The sequence below is a fragment of the Dyadobacter luteus genome (genome assembly GCF_003383615.1).
In the GTDB taxonomy this organism is placed as follows: Bacteria; Bacteroidota; Bacteroidia; order Cytophagales; family Spirosomataceae; genus Dyadobacter; species Dyadobacter luteus.
In genome coordinates this window covers 96,178-116,406 of the sequence record NZ_QNUL01000019.1, presented here as the reverse complement: position 1 = coordinate 116,406, position 20,229 = coordinate 96,178, and the positions used below count along the sequence as shown (strand labels likewise).

The following is a 20,229-nucleotide window of genomic DNA, read 5'->3' as shown; positions in this document are numbered from 1 at the left end:
ATTCTTTAGGGGTTTCTCCACTAATTTTGATATTCCTTATGCAAAAATACTCTATTTGTTAGAACTGAAAAGAAAGGCGATTATTATATCGCTAGGATTTGTGACGTTTCTTCTGATCGGCACGATGGGATGTGTGCAGTTGCGCTTGGGGCGATCCGGTAAAAACCTTAATAAAGAAAAAGGAACCAGCCAGGTAGTACCAAAACGTGACACGCTTTCCATGGCCGGGACAACTGCAAACAAATCATTGCCCGATACCGTCAAAGCTGCCATAAAGACTCCCGGAGATACCTTATCTGTACGGGACAGTGTTGCCATTGCTTCTGATTCCACTGCAGCCGATTCTCTTGCAAAAGATGATCTGGAATTCATGGTCAAATATGATTCCGAAGATTCCACCATATCCGATGTAGTTTTAAAACAAGTTCACTTATATGGTAATGCAGTTGTTACCTATGGGACAATCAACCTGAAAGCCAATTATATCCGGTTGAACTGGGTTACCAATGAGGTGTATGCCGTGGGCACATACGATTCAACAGCTAAAAAAATGGCTGGGGAGCCCATCTTTCAGGACGGTGCCCAGATTTACAACACCAAAGAAATTCGGTATAACTTCAAGTCTAAACGCGCTATTATTCAAGGAATTGTAACAACTGAAGGCGATGGAAATATTCGGGGGGAGAAAGTAAAAAAAGATGCTGAGGGCAATTTCTATATTCAGCATTCGATGTATACGACCTGTAACCTGACTCACCCGCACTACTTTATCAATGCCCCTAAGATTAAAATGGTGAACCAGAAACAGGTCATTTCAGGACCTTTTAATCTGGTGATCGGAGATGTGCCTCTGCCTATTGCCCTGCCTTTCGGTTTCTTCCCATTCCCTAAGAAAAAGGAGATTGGAACATCAGGTATTCTTTTCCCGACTTATGGAGAAGAGCCCAATGGCCGCGGTTTCTATCTGCGGGACGGAGGTTATTATTTTGCCATCAGCGAATATGTTAACGCTGCTATTACCGGCCAGATCTATTCGTCTGGTAGCTGGGGTGTGGGGCTTGCCTCAACCTATTCCAAGCGCTATCAATACAACGGTAACTTTGCATTCAGAATAGCAAGAAACCGGTCAAGCGACGAAATACGACAAAGAACAGGCGAAGGTGTTACCAACGACTTTAGCCTCATCTGGTCACATGCTCCAAAGGCAAGGGGCAACTCGACGTTCTCAGCAAATGTCAATATAACCAGCAATAGCTATAACCAGACCCAGGAACTTTCCACTGCAAAATATACCTCCAACGTAGCTACTTCCTCTGTACAGTATACCCGCACCATGGGGCAATACGTCCGTGGTGCTGCAAGTCTCAGGGTAAACCAGAACTTCGGACAACTGAACAGTGTTACAGGCAGGAGAGAGAACGGGACTACAAACGTCTCATCTGATTTCAGTATGGGTGTAAATCAGATTGCTCCTTTTGCTATGAATGGTGGGCGAGGGAAATGGTATGAGAGCTTTCGTTTAGGACTGGATTTCAGCGGAGCTTATGCATTGAGTAATACGCTTTCTGCTATCGACACATCCTATTCGCGACTGGGATTCAAAGTTACAAATCTTATTGCAGATACTGCCAGATTAGGCAAAACTGACATCGTTGCATTTAACTCGGGAAATTTTCCCGCTATTTTCAAAGATGCTCAATTTACAGGTCGCTATAGTCTTCCTATATCGCTGCCTAACTTCAAACTTTTAAAATTCATTAACCTTACACCAAGTATGTCACTGAATGGTGAAGTTTTCACCAAGCAGTACCATTATACCTATGTCGGTGGAAATAATGTAAGAATTGATACGATCAATAAGGCCGGAACTGAGTATTCTTATTCCTTCGGAGGTGGGCTTAACACGCGGTTCTACGGTACTTTCTTTGTAAAAGGGAGAAGATTGGAAGCTATCAGGCATACAGTAATCCCTTCTCTATCTTTTAGTTATACGCCGGATTTTACTGGCGACAACTTTGGTTTTTATCAAAATGTGCAGTACAACATCATGGGAGATACAAAGCGTCTTTCGCGCTTCCGGGGTGTAGGTAACACAACGAGTAACGGACGCGCTTCCAGTGTGATTAATTTCAGCTTGAACAACTCTTTCGAAATGAAGCTGAAATCAAAGAGTGATACAGCAGCGCAGCAGTTTGAAAAAGTATCGCTGTTAGATAACTTCAGCTTAGGAGGTAATTATAACCTCATGGCCGACTCATTGAATTTATCCAATATCGCCATTAATGCCAATGCAAGGATCGGGAAAAATCTCAACCTGAACTTTAACATGAACCTGGATCCTTATGCTTATGAGGCAAACGGAAGTTTATCCGGACGTAAGGTTAATAAATACGCAATCACGCAGGGACAAGGTTTAGCAAACCTGCAAAATCTGGGCTTTACGCTAGGTACGAATTTCTCTCCGAAGTCATCTTCCTCTGATAAAAATAAACCTGCGCCCGGTGGAAATAGCACAGCTACCCCGGAACAACGTGAGTTTGTACAGAACAATCCTGATATGTATGTGGATTTCAATATTCCCTGGAACGTATCTTTGAACTACAACTTTGGCCTTACCAAGCCGGGACTTTCCGCTGCGCAAATTATTCAGGCTGTACAGGTTACGGGGGATTTGAGTTTATCTAAGAACTTTAAAGTCAGTGTGAATACAGGTTTTGACTTTGCTGCTTTTCAGCCGACGATTACCTCCCTTACGCTTTACCGCGACCTCCACTGCTGGGATATGAGTTTCAGCTGGACGCCATTCGCCGGAAGTGCCATGCGTGCGAGTAACTACAGCTTTACCTTGAAAGTAAAATCAAGTGTACTACAGGATTTGAAAGTTACCCGCCGCCGTTCATTCAGAGATTTGGGTGAATATTAAGATTTCCTCGGATTACCTCAGCAGCTACCGGAACAAGTATGTATACAAAAAAAGTAGCCACCCTTTCGGATGGCTACTCATATAAATTATATCTCTAAATATTATTTAGAAGTTTTTGCCGCTGCTTTTGGCACCACTTCACCATTCAGGTAAAGTGTGATAGCACCACCTTCAGTGTTACTGAAAACAGTTACAGGCTTATTGAAAGGACCTGATGCAGCTGCATTGAAAGTTGCTTTTACAGTACCTGTTTTTCCCGGAGCAACAGGATTTTTAGACCACACAGGAGTAGTACAACCACATGAAACAGTTACGTTTGAGATTACTACCGGTTCAGTACCTGTGTTTGTAAAAACGAACTCATGAGTAACAGGAGTACCTTGTGGTACTTTACCAAATTTGTGTGTCTCTTCTTTGAATTTCAAAACACCTTTTTGTGCAAAGCTAACTGTTGTTAAGCCCAGGATCAGAACTAATGCTGAAAAGAAAACTTTCATAATTGTATAGGTATATTAAGTGGTGAAAAATAATTCAAGAACAAGATTAATTGATAAAGCTTAAATTTAATAAACATTAACCAATATTAACAAAGGCTTCAAAGAACAGGAGATAATTGTTATGAATATTATTTTCCTGTATAATTTTGGGGTGCTTCCAAAAAAATGTAACTTAACTACGGATTCAAACCCGTAATGTTTGCTTATGATTGAGAATGATAGTTTGACTGGTTCCAGCGTGTTGAGTAAGGAAAGTGTTACCAACGACTACCGGATTGCGTGCGAAAGCCGTCAGGTAAGTTTGTTGGGTAGAAAGGATACGATGGGCGGCCGCTCTAAATTCGGGATCTTCGGGGATGGAAAGGAAGTAGCGCAGATTGCTCTCGCAAGGGCTTACAGACAGGGAGATTTCCGTTCGGGCTACTACCGCGACCAGACTATTGAAGCTGCTGTTGGAAATATATCCTGGCAAAGCTTTTTCGCGCAGATGTATGCGCATGCCGATATTCAGCATGAACCAAGTACAGGAGGCCGGTCAATGAACGGGCACTTCTCCACGAGATGGCTGGATGAAAACGGACAATGGTTGGATCAGACAAAACTTTATAATTCTGTTTGTGATATTTCTTCTACTGCCGGACAAATTCCACGTTCTGTCGGTCTGGCTTATGCTTCCAAACTTTACAGAGAAAATAAAGATCTTCAATACCTTTCGAATTTTTCAAGAAACGGCAACGAAATCGTCTTTGCCACAATAGGCGATGCTTCTACATCTCAGGGAATGTTCCTTGAAGCCATGAATGCTGCCGGAGTATTACAAATCCCTTTGCTTACATCTGTTTGGGACGATGGCTATGGCATATCCGTTCCAATAGAATACCAGACCACCAAAGGAAGTATTTCCAAAGCGCTGGCCGGTTTGCAACGCAATGAAGATGAACCAGGATTAGAAATATTTACTGTTTCCGGGTGGGATTATCCTGCACTTGTTGAAACTTATCAACGCGCAGCAGAACTATGCAGGGAGCAACAAATACCAGTACTGGTACATGTTACAGAGCTTACGCAGCCTCAGGGGCATTCTACCTCCGGATCTCACGAGAGGTACAAATCCCGCCAGCGACTCAACTGGGAAGCAGATCATGATTGTAATAAACGTTTTCGCGAATGGATTTTACAGAATGGATATTGCACAGAGGAAGAGCTTGAACAGATTGAAGCTGAAGCGAAGGAAACTGCAAACCAGTCAAGAAATAAGGCATGGCAGGCTTACAGGAAAGAACTTGACAAAGAATATCTGGCAACAATAGAACTTCTGCAAAATGCTTCAAAAGAAAGTAATGCAGGAAATGAGATTAGCCAGCTGGTATTGGAATTGTCAAAGACATATCTGCCAACCAGAAAAGATATGGTTTCCAGCGTTCGCAAAGCGCTGCGACTGATGAGCAATGATAACTCATCTGTAAAAATACAATTACAAGCCTCTCTTAGAAAAAGCCTGAAAGACAATTCCGATCGTTTCAGCACATATTTATACAGCGATTCACCAGAGTCACCACTTTTTGTTGAGCCCGTATTCCCTGTTTACAGCGACACGAGTCCGGTTGTGGATGGGCGCGAAGTGATAAGGTCTTACTTCAACGCTTTGTTTGAAAACAACGCAAGTGTTGTTGCCATAGGAGAAGACGTGGGTATGATCGGAGATGTGAATCAGGGAATGGCTGGTTTACAGGAAAAATTCGGACCGTTACGTATTACAGATACCGGCATACGCGAAACTACTATTATCGGGCAAGGTATAGGCATGGCCATGCGCGGTCTTCGCCCTATTGTTGAGATTCAATATTTTGATTACATCTACTATGCACTGGCTACACTAACTGATGACCTTGCATCACTAAGATATCGTACTGCAGGGGGACAAAAAGCCCCTTTGATTATCAGAACAAGAGGCCACAGGCTGGAAGGTATCTGGCACTCGGGATCTCCCATGGGCACAATTCTGAGTAGTTTAAGAGGGTTGCATGTAATCGTACCACGTAACTTCACACAGGCTTCAGGATTTTACAACACACTTCTGAAAGGAGATGATCCTGCACTGGTAGTGGAACCATTGAATTCATATCGCCAAAAAGAAACTCTACCTGATAATATTGGAGAGATATGCCTGCCTCTGGGTGTTCCGGAAATCCTGAAAGAAGGAAAAGATATTACTATCGTTACGTATGGCTCTATGTGCCGGATTGTGATGGAGGCAGCTTCGCAGCTTTCTAAAATGGGGATTGATGCTGAAGTCATTGATGTACAAACGTTGTTGCCATTTGACATCAACAACAGCATTGTAGATTCCATTAAGAAAACGAACAGGGTAATTTTTGCAGATGAAGATATGCCGGGAAGCGCATCAGCCTATATGATGCAGCAGGTTGTAGAAAAACAAAATGCATACCGCTGGCTTGATTCTGCGCCTGTAACTATTTCAGCGAAAGACCATCGTCCGCCGTATGGATCAGACGGAGATTACTTCACAAAACCTAATACCGACGATATAATGGATACAGTGTACAAGATGATGCATGAATCCGACCCACAACTTTTTCCTGAGCTTTACTAGATAAAAAAGCATGTATAAGCGTTGGGGAAAAAGATGTTTGGACCTCATTGTTGCGGGAGCAGGATTGATCATCCTGTTCCCGCTTTTTGTTTGTATTTTTCTATTGATCTATCTGATAGATCGTTCCAATCCATTATTTCTTCAATCCCGTCCGGGGTTGAATGGGTACACTTTCAACATAGTCAAATTCAGGACCATGACTGATGAATCCTCTGTTAGAGGTGATTTGGAAGACAAAAAACGAATTACACGGTTAGGGAAAATTTTGAGACAAACTTCGCTGGATGAGATTCCGCAATTGTGGAATGTGATGAAAGGAGAAATGAGTATAGTCGGGCCGCGTCCTCTGTTGGTCGAATATTTGGAGTTATATAATCGGGAGCAAAAACTGAGACACACAGTAAAACCAGGAATTACAGGATGGTCGCAAATCAATGGCAGAAACGCAATTACCTGGGAACAGAAGCTGGATATGGATGTATGGTATGCACAAAATGTCTCTTTTATACTTGACCTACGTATTATTCTGATCACGGCCTTGAAACTGCTAAAACGTCCTTTCGGAGACCTAAGGGAAACTGAAATTCCGGAAAAGTTTAAAGGATAATGGCATCAATATTCCTGAAACCATTACCTCTGTTCACTTTTCCCGTACTACGACTACAACCATCCGAATTATCTCATGCTTATCTACGGTGCCGGTGGACATGCACGTGTATTAATCAGTTGCCTCAAAGCCAACCGTCTCCCGGTTGACGCTATTTTTGATGACGATGAAACAAAACATCAGATTCTGGATTACAAGGTGGACGGTGTTTATCAACCTGATAAATATCCGGGTACGCCTGTTTTAATCGCTATAGGTAGTAATCAATTACGCTATCAGATTGCTCAGAGGATCAAACATCCATTTGGCATACAAGTACATCCTTCTGCACTGGTGGATGAATCTGTAAAGATTGGAGCAGGTAGCGTAATTCTCCACGGTAGTATCATTCAAACAGGAGCAAAAATCGGTGAGCAGGTTATTATCAATACCGGAGCAAGAATAGATCACGATTGTTTCATTGCTGATTACGTCCATATAGCACCCGGCAGCATCCTGTGCGGTCATGTAGAGATTGGCGCATTTACGCTTGTCGGAGCGGGCAGTGTGGTAATTCCAGGAATAAAAATCGGGATGCATTGTCGTATAGCCGCAGGAAGCATCATTACCCGCAACATTCCTGACGGTTCGGTTGTTCGCGGGAATCCCGGACGTATTATTAAATCACTATTCTGAAGATGGATAAACGGATATGGCTTTCTCCGCCTCACATGAGTGGCAAAGAATATGCTTACGTAAATGAAGCATTTGCAGAGAACTGGGTAGCTCCAGTTGGTCCTCACATTACCTTATTTGAAAAAGAGCTGGGACAATATACCGGAATGAGCCATGTTGCGGCGTTATCTTCAGGTACCTCTGCAATTCATCTGGCATTAGTTCTTGCGAATGTAGAAAAGGATGATATCGTCTTATGCCAATCACTGACTTTCGTTGCCACTGCCAATCCTGTTTTATATCAGGGTGCCATCCCTGTATTTATTGACAGCGAACCGGATACCTGGAATATTTGTCCTGATGCGCTGGAAACAGCTTTAAAGTATTACCATCGGATTGGCAAAAAACCTAAAGCTGTCATCGGTGTACACCTCTATGGAATGCCCTGTAAGCTGGATGAAATTCTTTATCTCTGTGACAAATATGATGTCCCTTTTCTTGAAGACGCTGCCGAGGCACTCGGTAGTATCTATAATAACCAACAAGCCGGTAGCTTTGGAAAAATGGGGATATTTTCATTCAACGGAAATAAAATCGTCACCACTTCCGGAGGAGGAGCACTGGTTTCCGATGATTCTGAACTGATCAAGAAAGCAAGATTTTTGGCTACACAAGCACGGGATGAAGCCGTTCACTATGAGCATTCAGAAATAGGATACAATTACAGAATGAGTAATATTTCGGCTGGAATAGGTCGGGGGCAACTTGAAGTCCTGGATGAACGCGTCAGACAACGGCGTGCAAATTATACGTTTTACCATGCAATGTTATCTCCTTTTCCAGGGATTTCCTTTCAGCCCGAGGCAGCAGAGGTCATTTCTAACCGCTGGCTTACCGCAATCAGAATTGATCCAAACCTAACAGGAACTACAAGCGAAATACTCCGTAAACATTTAGAAAGCTGTAACATAGAATCAAGACCCGTTTGGAAACCGATGCATATGCAGCTGCTTTTCAGGAATGCTCCCTATTTTGGTGGCTCGATCAGTGAACAGCTTTTTGCCGAAGGACTTTGTTTGCCGTCGGGATCATCTCTTTCTCTGGAAGAGAAAGAATTAATAATGAGGGAAATAATATTATGTATCACTCATAAACAAAAATATCCTTCACCCGAATGAGCGAAAGATATTTTTGGGTCAGTAAGTCAACACTTATGGCTGAACCTCAACGTTAAACATAATTGGTTCGTAAGGCTTAATAACGAAATTGCTTCCTTGTGAATTAGCTCTACCTGTTTTTCCATATGCAGTTGCAGATGGCAGGATAATTGTTGCTTTTTCGTTCACTTTCATTTTGCGGATAGCACGATCAAAACCTGTAATCAGATTACTGTTCCCGGTTCCGGTCGTAAACTGCAACACATCTTTACCTTCATCAAATACAGTCCCATTCAGTAACTTTCCAACATATTTGATCTTAACTACTTTATTTGGTCCGATAGTATCTCCTTCAGTTACGGTAGCAGTTTTAACAACAATAAGATTGTCGGAGGTTCTGTATGTCGGAGTCAGTTTATTCGCTGTCAGATAACTATCAATCTGTTGTACTTCCGTGCGCTTACTCACAAATTCCATATCTACACGAACAGGTGAGTACTGCGGAATAGTCGCATTTGTCGAAAATCCGGACAGTATAGACGTGTAATTTCCAAACCCCAGATAAAAAGGTGCAAGAATTGTAGCTTTGTCTCCTGGTTTCATTAAATTAAGCGCCAGTTCCATACCGGGAACAACGAACATATAACCTGTAAAGGCCGGAAATTTAGCTGTCTTCACAGTGTCCTTTGCAGATGTCCAAACTTTTAGTCCGTTCAAAAGATAAACATCGTACTTCACAGTTACCTCTTCTCCAACTTCAGGTTTAACTCCAGAACCCGTCTGGGTAATTTTGTAATAAAACCCATTGCTATCTTTTGTCAGACTCAATGAACTATCTGCAATGTATTTCTCAATTGCCTGTTCATTCTCAATAATTCTCTGCTCATCCTGATTCTCGATGTTGTTGCAGGATATCATCCCTACCACCGCTGCGACCAAAATCCCGATTTTCAAAAACTTACCACCCATTTCGATTTTACTTTTGATTTACAAATACTTTAATAACACCATTTCTTACCAGACTCCGTCTAATGAGAAAGAGTTGCAACGACTACTAAAAAAATTATGCAGCTACATTTTTGGCATAGTAGGCACAGAATGACTTTAGCTCACAGGATTTGCATTTTGGACTGCGGGCGATACATACATATCTTCCATGCAGAATAAGCCAGTGATGTGCCTTAGGTACCATTTCAGAAGGAATATAACGCATCAATACTTTTTCTACAGCCAAAGGAGTAGTAGCAGTTGAAGGAACCAAACCAAGCCTGTGCGATACCCGAAACACATGCGTATCTACAGCCATTGCCGGTTGATTAAAAATTACAGATGCAATTACATTTGCAGTTTTCCTCCCCACGCCCGGTAGTTTCTGAAGCTCATCCACAGAAGCCGGAATTTGGGAATCAAACTGCTCCACCAGCATCCGTCCCATTCCCACAAGGTGTTTGGCTTTATTGTTGGGATAAGAAATGGATCTGATATAGCCAAACACTTCCTCAGCATTTGACAGAGCCAATGATTCGGCGTCCGGGAAACGCTCAAAAAGAGGAGGCGTAACAATATTCACCCGTTTGTCGGTACACTGTGCGGATAATATCACAGCTACCAGTAATTCAAATGGATTTCCATAAACAAGTTCTGTTTCAGGCTCCGGAAAATTAGTGGTAAAATAATCCAGAAGCATTTTGAAACGCTCTTTTCTCAGCATACAATTCAGGTGTTAATTAGGTATAAACCCAAACAACCAGCCACTGTTACACAATGACTGGCATAATAATGACCTGTTACTCATTCTAAAAAGAGAGAGCAGCAGGTCTCTTTGTGGAAAATTGTTGGGAATAACCGAGAATTTTTCCAATCGTCCTTTCCGTTGGCGTTCGGACAATTTTGTTCATCTGGCCTTTTATCTCCAGAGAATCAATGTAAAAACTCATCAGATCGTCGTCAAGCGCCAAGGCTTCAACGATTAAATCATTTTCATTTTCTGTCGTTTCACAGTAGATATACCGGACAACATCATCGTAGGTAAAAGTTTTTGTCATATTGCGGGGCACGCTGGTTAAATTGCTTACGCAGGTTAATTAACGCGTAACGCATTCTACCCAATGCCGTATTAATACTCACACCTGTAGCATCAGCAATTTCCTGAAAACTCATGTCCTCATAATGACGCATGATCAGTACCTGCTTTTGCACATCGGGCAACCTCTGGATCATCTCCCTGAGTTGCTCATGAGTCTCCTGACGAATCTGGATCGACTCAACGGAATCCTCCGAAAAATCCAATGTATTAAATACACTGCTACCATCTTCGAACACTACATTGGGGTAGCGTTTATCACGTCTGAAATAATCAATGGCGAGGTTGTGTGCGATTCGTATAATCCAGGGCAAAAACTTGCCTTCATCATTATATCTACCACCCTTTATTGTATCCACCGCCTTTATAAATGTATCTTGCAATAGGTCTTCTGCAACATACTGGTCTTTGACAATCAGATAAATAGTGGTGTAGATTCTGGATTTATGGCGCTGAACAAGCTTTTCAAAGGCTTTTTCATTACCACGGATATACAATGTTACCAACTCACTGTCGCTAACTTGGACTTTCTCCATTTTTACTATTCGATTTAGTTAACGTAGAGCAGTTGGCCGATATTGTTTCTCCTTTCTGTTTTAGTGATATAATGAAGTAAAAATCAGATGATTTTTAATATTGTTAATCAAAGAAATGGATTTGGGAAATGATTTGCAAATGTTTATGTTTCTTTTTTGAACAAATTATTTTCAATTAACAGATGTTAACAATCTAGAGGCCTGATTATAACTATTTCCTCAAAAAATCGTTTTCCTATTCATATTACTCCAAAATATTGAACTTATCAAATAATATACGACAAGCAAATATGCTTTGGATCGAAGGTTTGTTTTATACCCAAAAAAAATACCTTAAACACACAATATAACCCAAAAAACAGAATTGCATTATTCCGAGAAATGAAATATAAACATCTTTTTTTCGACCTTGATCATACGCTATGGGATTTTGAGAAAAACTCCTCCGAATCACTTCAGGATATCTTTCACCAGTTATCACTAGCCGATCATGGTGTAAGCTCTATGGAAAATTTTGTAGACTGCTTTATTCGAATAAACACTAAACTTTGGGATGACTTCGACAGAGGCAGATTACCTCACTCCTACATTCGTGAAAAACGTTTTTTGATGGTGTTTGAAGAGCTTGGGATTGCATGTCCTCCCAATCATCTGGAAATAGGTGAACTATACCTGCATACGCTTCCTTCCAAAAAGCACCTGTTGCAAGGTGCTCTGGAAACTTTGGATTACGCCCGGGAAAGTGGCTACTCAATGCATATCGTTACAAATGGTTTCACGGAAATCCAGGCACGGAAAATTGCCAGCTCCGGAATAAGCCATTATTTCGAAAACATTGTAACATTTGAAAATGCAAACGCAAAAAAGCCCGATCCCGGCATATTTGCATACGCACTGGATAAGGCCAACGCAACTCATGACGAATGCATCATGATCGGAGACAACTGGATTGCAGATATTATGGGTGCCAGCGAATTCGGGCTCGATACAGTTTATTACAATCCGGCCGGACTGAAATTTGATCAAAACCCAACTTACGATATCAGACGGCTGGAAGAGTTAATGCTAATCCTTTGATTAACATTTTATAACTGATAGTCTTCTTCGTAAAATGTTACCTTTTTCTCTCTGAGGAATTGTTTGATTACATCAGCATGCACACATTGACCTACATTTAAGAAAGGATAGTTGGATACTCTCTTACGTTGTCCATCTGTCATTACCTCCTTATTTATCTGATCAAACCCAAGATGTAAATGACGGGTGGAACTCTGAAGACCATAAACCAGCCCGCTACGGTCGAAAAGAGGTCCTCCGCTCTGTCCACGCAGTCCGGGTGTGCTCATTTCTATGCCTGTTACTTCATTTTGGTCACCAATATGTCTCGTTACAATTCCATCTATAGGAAAACCCGGAGTATGAATCCTCCCTGTTTTGAGCCATTCGATATCGTTAATGTCTTTATTGTAACGGTAGTTTGTGAATTCAGGAAAGGGATATCCTAATCTGCAGAGATAACGCCCTTGCTTGATGAAGCGCGTATCTTTCAGAAACCTGGCATGACCAGAATATTGAACACTCTCAAAGTCACGAAACTGAATAATTGCCAGATCCTGTGTAGGATGCAGGTGAATAGTCAGGCTTTTGTAAGCAGAAACACAATTAATAAAATTAAATAATATCCTGATCGGTGTTTCAGTATTGATACGGTACTTAGATTCCAGAATTGTTCGCTGCCGTTGTAACCCCGGGTCACGCTCAAACTTTCTGAGCTCGCCACTAAATTTCACATAGTTTTCGTAAATAGAATTCGCGTATAAGATTTGCCTGGCCACATGCCTGCAAGTCACTGCAAAACCATCCTGATTAACAAAAAATAAGGTAGCTGTTCCGGGTACTATATCACTGCCATTGTAATAACGGAGAATAAAATGAATGGGGCGGGTAAACTGATCAACTGACTCAATGGCTTCAACAAACATAGAAAAAGGGCTGGTAAATATTTACCTGGGTTGTATAGGAATAACAGCTTCTGTCTGGTCCCAACTAAGAACCATATTGACTCCACCTTGAATTTCTTCGAAATATATAGAAAACAGCTCTTGCGCCTTCGGATGAATTCGGATCGGCACTTCTACTTTTAGGAGATTCTTTCCGTCATTATATTCTGTTCCCCACTGGCCTGTTTCCGAATTAAGAATCACAATCCAGCTACCAGGACCTGGAATTGTCCACAACGAGTAACTGCCTGCATTCAATTTTTCACCTCTAAAGTTGACGTCTTCTTTGAAAATTACCTCTGTTGCTTCGTTGGCCCCGGTACGCCATACTTTTCCATAAGGAACCAATGCTTTATCCTTTTCTCTTCCGAAAATATACCTACCCTTTTTTGCCGGACGACCGTACAGGACTTCCACATTCAACTTATCTTTTTCCCACACCACCGAAGCTGCCGGACTTAAAGATCGGCTATAGCGACGATAACCGAAAAATCCCGCCATAACTATAAAAGCAAAAAGAAAAGATAAGGAGAGCGCTTTTTTCACAGGCAATCAGGGACAGAAAATACGGTAGAAGGTGTAGGTAACAGAAAGTTTAAGAAAATAATAGGAGTCTTTTGTTGAAGGATCACCCTGTACGAGTTTGTCCGTCGATATCGGATCGCCACCCAAATTATCCAAATAATCTGTAAAAGTCTTCCTTGCCCCGTACTCAATTCCTAAATTCCAAGGGCGCTTAAACTGGTACTTAATGCCTACACCGTAAGGCAATACAAGCCCACTGGTTTTATATTCAGATGTTACGATATTGGGTTTAAAACTATTTATTCCTATTCCGCCGAAAACATAAGGCGTCCAGTTTACGGCAAAACGTCTGTCTTTATAATCAAGGAAATTATATTCTGCAACCGCGCTTCCTTCAATAATGCGCGTACGAAAAGACATATTTCTTGCCTGCTGAAACGGATCATTGCTTACAGCGTCATCGGCTCCTATTAACCCGCCTGCAATTTCTGCACGTAAGGATAAAGCCGAATTGGGATTATAGCGAAAAAACAGACTTCCTCCGGGTTTAAAAAAACGTAGCCTCAGGTGAGGCGCGATATCTCCTTTATAATTAAAGCCCCCGAGTCCTGCTCCCAACTCAATTTTCTGAGCTGAAGCAGATGACGTTAAAAAAATTATAAAACAACAAATACTTGCCAGTAACGACAAGTATCTATTTCTAGTATATGTATGATTAGTAGTCAAAGGAACAACATTTTATCTCAATGGAGGGCATTTGATTTGAGCCGGAATTATGTAATGTATCTGGATTTGACCGATCAGATAATTGTCTTTCAGACTTGGACTATTACCTCTGTCTGTCCCGGGATTGCCGAAACCATTTTGAAGCATTACTGCATAAGGATCAGCGTCAGGAGCAGTTCCGACATAATTGGCTTGTACAAACTTTTGGAGACCTTCAGTTCTGTCTGCGCCTTTTCTCACGGCAACTCTATCCTGCGTTCTGTTTGCGAAGTGAGCGGCAACAGGACTATCAGCAAACAATGCAGGATCCGCATAGGCACCCGCTACATCATCCAGATAGTCAGTAAAAGTCTTTCTGAAACCCAGCTCAGCTGAAATATCAAATCGTGAATTGATTTTATATCTTACACCAACACCGACAGGTATTGCGAAAGTTATTAAAGAATATTTATCCTTATATCCTGCATTCCCCTGCCCTTCCGTACCCAGGGGCTGCAATTTCACCCAGGTTCCATTATCCAGAGAATCCAATGCTTTCGGATTGTGAGCAGTAAGTGCAATCCCGGCAAACAGATAAGCTCCGAACTGGGGACGTCTGTCATAGCTTCTGTTGTCAGGAGTCAATTTAAAAATACCTTGTACTGAAAATTCTTTCAGATCATTACGGAAATGAAGGTTGCGGGCAAAGAAAATATTACTCTGGTGTTTTGAACCTCTGTTCATCACGTAATCATCTCCTGCAATACGTGCATAAGTAAAACTAGCTCTGGCAGCTAATCGTGGTGTAAAGTGTCTTGTATAGTTTCCTGCAACACTCCAACGCATCATGGTAAATGTTGAGGCAATCGGCCTTCTGTAAGGAGCCATATCTCCATAATAGTTGGAAGTCCCCAACCCAAAACCTACAGATGAGTAGGGCATAAAGATACCCCGGCTTTGTGCCATCACACGGGCATCCGTCATTAGAAAACTTAAGATCAGGATCATTGACAATGCTCCGGATACTTTTTTCAGTTCAGATTTTCTACGCATTTGAAATCTTTTTTGTGCAAAAATATAATAGTTGATGGTTTTCCACAGATTATATCTCCTTTTCAACGTATTTCCCATTCATTTATTTGGAGAGTGAACAAAATTTATATAATCCTATTTTCGAATTTCAGTTACATACAGGTTATTCTCTGTATCAATAGCCTCATTGTAATAATAAAATAATGGTTACGGGCAGGAACAAGGTGAAAACTTGCTTATAATTGTATAGTCCAAAATCCTGCATTGTAATGATTACAAGTAAGAATCTGCAATTTTCCTATTCCAATCACAAACACTTCACATTTCCGGATATCGCCTGTGGTGATAAAGAAACTTTACTTATACTTGGCCAATCCGGAAAAGGAAAAACCACATTGCTTCATTTGCTCGCCTTGTTATTGAAGCCTCAGCATGGTGAAATAGCGATCAACAATAAGCTGATCCGTAACCTCTCCATAGCTGAAATCACTAGCGTGAGAGCAAGCCAGATCGGCATTATCTACCAGCGTGCTCATTTTACAAGCTCACTTTCAGTGATTGATAATATTTTACTACCTAATTATTTCGCAGGACAAAAACTGGACAAGGAGAAAGCGCGATTCCTTGCACAGGAACTGGGATTTGCAGACCACCTCTCAAAAAAGACGAATCAATTAAGCCAAGGCGAACAGCAACGTGTAAGCATTGCCAGAGCGCTGATGAATAATCCAAGCGTGATTCTGGCCGACGAGCCCACCTCAAGTCTGGATGACGACAATTGTGCCAGAGTAATCAGTCTGCTCAAAACACAGTCCGCTGAGATAGGAGCTAGTCTTGTAGTCGTGACGCATGATCAGCGCCTGAAAGACGAATTTCATAACCGCGTCTTTCTATAATTACATTTCTAACAGAGTTCCCGCCGGATACAGGCAATGATACAATATGAATCTCTTCAAAATCAGTATAGCCAATTTAAAAGAAAAAAAGCTCAATAGCTTCCTGAGTGTATTGCTCCTGACGCTTGGTATAGGCATAATCTCTCTGCTTCTGCTTCTGAATAAACAGCTTGATGAACAATTCAGAAGAAATATCCGTGGCATTGATATGGTTGTCGGGGCAAAGGGAAGTCCGCTACAAATTATTTTATCCAGTATTTATCAGATTGATGCTCCTACAGGAAACATTCCTCTCAACGAAGTAAATACTTTAAAACGAAACCCCTTTGTAAAAACAGTGATCCCACTTTCCATGGGTGACAACTTCAATGGCTTTCGGATTGTGGGAACCACAGCAGCCTATCCGGAACATTTTGAAGCCAAAATTTCGCAAGGAAAGTCTTTTGATGAATCGATGGAGGTGGTAATCGGCAGCAAAGTCGCCGCTTCCGGCGCGCTCAAAATTGGCAGCACATTTGCCAGTTCGCACGGATTGGACGCCGGAGGAGATGAACATGGGGATAAAAAATACAAGGTTGTTGGTATATATGAAGCCACAGGTTCTGTGATTGACCAGGTGATATTAACAGGTCTTTCAAGCGTATGGGATATTCACGAGCATGCAGAAGAGGGTGCTCACGAAGAGCATGAAGAACAGCATCATGAGGAAGAAAAACAAGTTACCAGCGCGCTGATTCGCTTCAGAAATCCGATGGGATTGATTGCACTTCCCCGCCAGATCAATGAGAATACTTCCATGCAGGCTGCCCTACCCAGTATAGAGATCAACCGCTTATTTTCTCTGTTAGGCATAGGTATAGAGACGCTACGTGCACTGGCCATCATCATTATCAGCATTGCGGGAGTAAGCGTTTTTATCTCGCTTTACAATTCTTTGAAGGAAAGAAAATACGAAATGGCTCTCATGCTTTCTATGGGTGCAACAAGAACCAAACTGTTTCTGATGCTACTTCTGGAAGGATTGATGCTTGCTGTAATGGGTTATGCGGCCGGTATTATTTTAAGCCGCGCTGGATTGTATGCTTTTAATCATTCAGCAGAAAAAGATTTTCATTACTCGCTCAAAGATTTTAGCATACTTCCCGAAGAGTTAATGTTACTGGGCGGTGCTATATTGATAGGACTGCTTGCTGCTGCATTGCCATCCATAGGGATCTACCGACTCAATATATCACGTACGCTGGCTGAGGAATGATATTCTTTGTAGCTTTGTTATAGTGCCTGAATCTATGCTTTTTAAATCAATCATCCTGAACATGAGATATTTTCGCTTCATCATTCTATTCGCTCTTATCGCATCTCTATCTGCTTTCACGCCTGCTTCTGATCCTAAAGCGCCTATCAAGGTAACCTGGGAACAATTACGCGATGTGACATTTAAGAAAAAATGGTATGCCGAAGAATCTATTTACATGCTTCACCCGACATTCGGACCGGGCGTTCAGAAGCTTAAAAATCAACAGGTTACTATTACTGGTTACATATTACCAGTAGACCTTGACGCAAATCTTTATGTCCTTTCTGCATTTCCATTCAGCGCTTGTTTTTTTTGCGGCGGAGCTGGTCCTGAAACTGTAATGACATTGAATTTCAAGAAAAAAGGAAGAAAGTTCAAAACAGACGAACGTCTGACTCTGACAGGAACTCTAAAGCTGAATGCTGATGATATTTATCAAATGAATTACATTCTGGACGCTGCAGAAATTACAGAGTAATGACTCCAAAGATTGTTTTAAATACCGATCAGGCGCCAGATACCTGATATAAAAAATAGCACAAGTCCAACCGGCGTAAGTACTTTCCAACCCAGATACATCAGCTGATCTACCCGCAGACGGGGGAATGTCCAGCGTACCCACATTTGGATGATAACTCCTGCCAGAGCTTTGCTTAATAACCAGAAAGCACCCGAAATATAGCCGAACCAGGTGCCGGGTTCACCGCTGGTCCAGTCTGCCAACCGGAGCGGGCCAATATTAGGGAAAGGTGTATTCCAGCTACCCAGAAACAATATCGCTCCAAGAAGAGACACAAGTAGCATCATACCATATTCTGAAAGCATAAACAGGGCCCAGCGCATACCGGAATACTCTGTATGAAAACCTGCCACAAGCTCGGACTCCCCTTCTGGCAGATCGAACGGAGCACGATTACATTCAGCAAGAGAAGCAATAAAGAATACAATGTACGCAATCAGCAAAAATGGATTCCGAATAATATTCCATGTTAAAAATCCTCCTATTTGCGTCACGTCTATTCCAAGCGATTTAATCCCGAACAAATAAATATTTTCAGCGCTGAATATACCCTGTTGGAAACTGATTACCTGTAAATCCAGGGTTTGTGAAAGCATCACCACACAAAGGATCGTAAGACCAAGCGGTACTTCATAGGAAATGATTTGCGCGACTGCACGCATCGCACCATATAAAGCAAATTTGTTATTGGAGCCCCAGCCTGCCATTAACAGCCCGATTACATCTACAGAAACAATAGTCATCAGAAAGAATACACCTACAGCAGCACCCGATCCGCTCAAACCAGGAGCCAGCGGAACCACTGCAAAGCCCGCAAACACAGACACAAAAATGACAATTGGAGCAATCAGGAATAGTTTTCTATCGGCAGCTTTGGGTACGATATCTTCTTTCTGCAAAAGTTTGAGCAAATCGGCAAAAAGCTGAAGCAAACCCCATTTTCCCACTTCCATCGGCCCCATCCTGTCTTGTATAAAGGCAGAAACCTTACGTTCAAGGTACACACCTAATACTACGAAACCAGGTACAGCAAGAAGAAAAATAAGTAATGTTACAGGCATTGCAGAAAATCAATCGTTGATATCATTCCGATGTATCAGATAGAGTCACGGAATGTGATTTGGACAAAGTAAAATTAATCATAAAAGTAATCCAAACTTCACTACTCTTCGTCCTTTTGCCCTTTATACCCCGATTCCTGTAAAATCAACGTAGAATTTCCATTCTTCATCAACTCTGCCAACGTCACATCAGGATTTTCTTTCAGATATAACTCCACAATCCGCCATCCCAGCCACTTCGCAATTCCTCCGGGTACTTTATCTCCTATTTCCGTTGTATAAGGTCGTTCTCCTATATACTTCTGTTTTTTAAGCTCATTTTTTTCATACAAAAGCTTATTAGTCATAAAGTAGGCCCATATATCCTGCTGACTGTTATACGTACGTTGCAAATTTTCAGCTGACAATCCAAAGACCAGGCTATCCGGTTCCTGAGGCATTATTTGCTTAACAAATGCATACCCTTTTCCATAACCAATCATTTCAGAAAGTAAGGTAGGATCGGTTTCCAACTGATTATATTGATTGGACAAATAGAATACAATTGATGGCACAATGTACTCCTTCTGATATTTACGCAACTGATAATCAAATACATTGGGGCGAAAATAGGCTTTGGGACCTGCAAAGAAATCGAGTCCGACTATGATCAGTGAGTCCGATACATAAAGATCGCTGCCGGTAAACCCGGTTTTTATAAACTTTATTTCAGGCGCTTTGAAATCAGGATAAATTAATTTAACTCTCTTCAGCGCATCTTGCAAAGGCTCGATAATCTGACTTTTTCTATCTCCGATAATGGAATCCACCTGCGTACTGAAATCCTGAAATCCCGGATTTTGGATAATACCAAACAGCTGTTCAGCCAACCGGGATGTATCTGTTTGTCCATCTGCGAAGTACTGCGTCTTCAGGTAATTATGCTGATTCAGGAAACTTTGTACATCTTTAACCGATTTACTATTCAAAAGCTCCTGATCAAGATTTTCGTAAGAAATATCCATTTCTACCGAAGACACATCGGCTATTTCCCGGTTATCAGTTTTACAGGCAGAGACTAAAAAATAAAGACAACTTAAAATGGCCAGATTGCGAAAGAAGGTCATTGGCTTAAAGGAAAAC

The 20,229-nt window shown here is 41.7% G+C and carries 20 protein-coding genes; 9 read left to right on the top strand and 11 right to left on the bottom strand.

The features are described from left to right. Positions 1–55: 55 nt before the first annotated feature. Positions 56–2,923, top strand: coding sequence for a putative LPS assembly protein LptD (locus DSL64_RS20340; RefSeq protein ID WP_115832766.1), 2,868 nt, complete (start codon positions 56–58; stop codon positions 2,921–2,923). A gap of 101 nt (positions 2,924–3,024) precedes the next feature. On the opposite strand, the gene DSL64_RS20335 is transcribed toward DSL64_RS20340, so the two are convergent. Further along, positions 3,025–3,420, bottom strand: coding sequence for a DUF1573 domain-containing protein (locus DSL64_RS20335; protein ID WP_115832765.1), 396 nt, complete (start codon positions 3,418–3,420; stop codon positions 3,025–3,027). A 205-nt stretch (positions 3,421–3,625) separates the two neighbouring features. Between DSL64_RS20335 and DSL64_RS20330 the strand changes: the two genes are divergently transcribed. The 4 genes from DSL64_RS20330 (at position 3,626) to DSL64_RS20315 (ending at position 8,473) form a co-directional block, all read left to right on the top strand. Further along, a complete protein-coding gene (locus DSL64_RS20330; protein WP_115832764.1) occupies positions 3,626–6,034 on the top strand; it encodes an alpha-ketoacid dehydrogenase subunit alpha/beta in 2,409 nt (802 codons plus the stop codon). 10 nt (positions 6,035–6,044) lie between these two features. Beyond that, a complete protein-coding gene (locus tag DSL64_RS20325) occupies positions 6,045–6,641 on the top strand; it encodes a sugar transferase (protein WP_115832763.1) in 597 nt (198 codons plus the stop codon). Positions 6,642–6,716: 75 nt separating this feature from the next. Beyond that, on the top strand, positions 6,717–7,316 hold the full coding sequence (locus DSL64_RS20320) for an acetyltransferase (protein WP_115832762.1): 600 nt from the start codon (positions 6,717–6,719) through the stop codon (positions 7,314–7,316). A gap of 2 nt (positions 7,317–7,318) precedes the next feature. Beyond that, positions 7,319–8,473 carry a DegT/DnrJ/EryC1/StrS family aminotransferase gene (locus DSL64_RS20315; RefSeq protein ID WP_115832761.1) on the top strand — a complete coding sequence of 385 codons (1,155 nt, stop codon included), beginning with the start codon at positions 7,319–7,321 and terminating at the stop codon, positions 8,471–8,473. Positions 8,474–8,506: 33 nt separating this feature from the next. Here the strand turns inward: DSL64_RS20315 and DSL64_RS20310 are convergent, their stop codons facing one another. From DSL64_RS20310 to DSL64_RS20295, 4 genes are all read right to left on the bottom strand, one after another. Continuing rightward, on the bottom strand, positions 8,507–9,421 hold the full coding sequence (locus DSL64_RS20310) for an FKBP-type peptidyl-prolyl cis-trans isomerase (RefSeq protein WP_115832760.1): 915 nt from the start codon (positions 9,419–9,421) through the stop codon (positions 8,507–8,509). A gap of 94 nt (positions 9,422–9,515) precedes the next feature. Beyond that, positions 9,516–10,163, bottom strand: a complete 648-nt coding sequence (gene nth / locus DSL64_RS20305; protein ID WP_115832759.1) for an endonuclease III — start codon at positions 10,161–10,163, stop codon at positions 9,516–9,518. A gap of 85 nt (positions 10,164–10,248) precedes the next feature. Next, on the bottom strand, positions 10,249–10,497 hold the full coding sequence (locus DSL64_RS20300; protein ID WP_115832758.1) for a hypothetical protein: 249 nt from the start codon (positions 10,495–10,497) through the stop codon (positions 10,249–10,251). Further along, positions 10,472–11,071: an RNA polymerase sigma factor gene (locus tag DSL64_RS20295; RefSeq protein WP_026632052.1), complete on the bottom strand. Its 600-nt coding sequence runs from the start codon at positions 11,069–11,071 to the stop codon at positions 10,472–10,474. The genes DSL64_RS20300 and DSL64_RS20295 overlap by 26 nt, the downstream gene beginning before the upstream one ends. A gap of 381 nt (positions 11,072–11,452) precedes the next feature. Here DSL64_RS20295 and DSL64_RS20290 point away from each other — a divergent pair, with 381 nt between their 5' ends. Beyond that, positions 11,453–12,148, top strand: coding sequence for a YjjG family noncanonical pyrimidine nucleotidase (locus DSL64_RS20290; protein ID WP_115832757.1), 696 nt, complete (start codon positions 11,453–11,455; stop codon positions 12,146–12,148). 8 nt (positions 12,149–12,156) lie between these two features. On the opposite strand, the gene DSL64_RS20285 is transcribed toward DSL64_RS20290, so the two are convergent. The 4 genes from DSL64_RS20285 to DSL64_RS20270 are packed head-to-tail and all read right to left on the bottom strand — an operon-like array spanning position 12,157 to position 15,354. Further along, positions 12,157–13,053: a trypsin-like peptidase domain-containing protein gene (locus DSL64_RS20285; protein WP_115832756.1), complete on the bottom strand. Its 897-nt coding sequence runs from the start codon at positions 13,051–13,053 to the stop codon at positions 12,157–12,159. 21 nt (positions 13,054–13,074) lie between these two features. After that, the gene (locus DSL64_RS20280; RefSeq protein ID WP_115832787.1) at positions 13,075–13,572 is read right to left on the bottom strand and encodes a DUF2911 domain-containing protein; all 498 of its coding nucleotides are present in this window, start codon (positions 13,570–13,572) and stop codon (positions 13,075–13,077) included. 51 nt (positions 13,573–13,623) lie between these two features. Beyond that, positions 13,624–14,286, bottom strand: a complete 663-nt coding sequence (gene porG, locus DSL64_RS20275; protein ID WP_262512418.1) for a type IX secretion system protein PorG — start codon at positions 14,284–14,286, stop codon at positions 13,624–13,626. A 48-nt stretch (positions 14,287–14,334) separates the two neighbouring features. Beyond that, a complete protein-coding gene (locus DSL64_RS20270) occupies positions 14,335–15,354 on the bottom strand; it encodes a DUF6089 family protein (protein WP_229217163.1) in 1,020 nt (339 codons plus the stop codon). Between the two features lie 248 nt (positions 15,355–15,602). Between DSL64_RS20270 and DSL64_RS20265 the strand changes: the two genes are divergently transcribed. The 3 genes from DSL64_RS20265 (at position 15,603) to DSL64_RS20255 (ending at position 18,004) form a co-directional block, all read left to right on the top strand. Further along, complete coding sequence (locus DSL64_RS20265) at positions 15,603–16,229, top strand: ABC transporter ATP-binding protein (RefSeq protein WP_115832755.1); 627 nt, start codon at positions 15,603–15,605, stop codon at positions 16,227–16,229. Between the two features lie 46 nt (positions 16,230–16,275). Continuing rightward, positions 16,276–17,484, top strand: a complete 1,209-nt coding sequence (locus DSL64_RS20260; protein WP_115832754.1) for an ABC transporter permease — start codon at positions 16,276–16,278, stop codon at positions 17,482–17,484. A gap of 61 nt (positions 17,485–17,545) precedes the next feature. Then, positions 17,546–18,004, top strand: a complete 459-nt coding sequence (locus DSL64_RS20255) for a DUF3299 domain-containing protein (protein WP_115832784.1) — start codon at positions 17,546–17,548, stop codon at positions 18,002–18,004. 17 nt (positions 18,005–18,021) lie between these two features. Here the strand turns inward: DSL64_RS20255 and DSL64_RS20250 are convergent, their stop codons facing one another. Both DSL64_RS20250 and DSL64_RS20245 read right to left on the bottom strand, forming a co-directional pair. Continuing rightward, on the bottom strand, positions 18,022–19,107 hold the full coding sequence (locus DSL64_RS20250) for a complex I subunit 1/NuoH family protein (protein WP_115832753.1): 1,086 nt from the start codon (positions 19,105–19,107) through the stop codon (positions 18,022–18,024). Between the two features lie 101 nt (positions 19,108–19,208). After that, a complete protein-coding gene (locus DSL64_RS20245) occupies positions 19,209–20,213 on the bottom strand; it encodes a gliding motility protein GldB-related protein (RefSeq protein WP_115832752.1) in 1,005 nt (334 codons plus the stop codon). Positions 20,214–20,229: the final 16 nt, after the last annotated feature.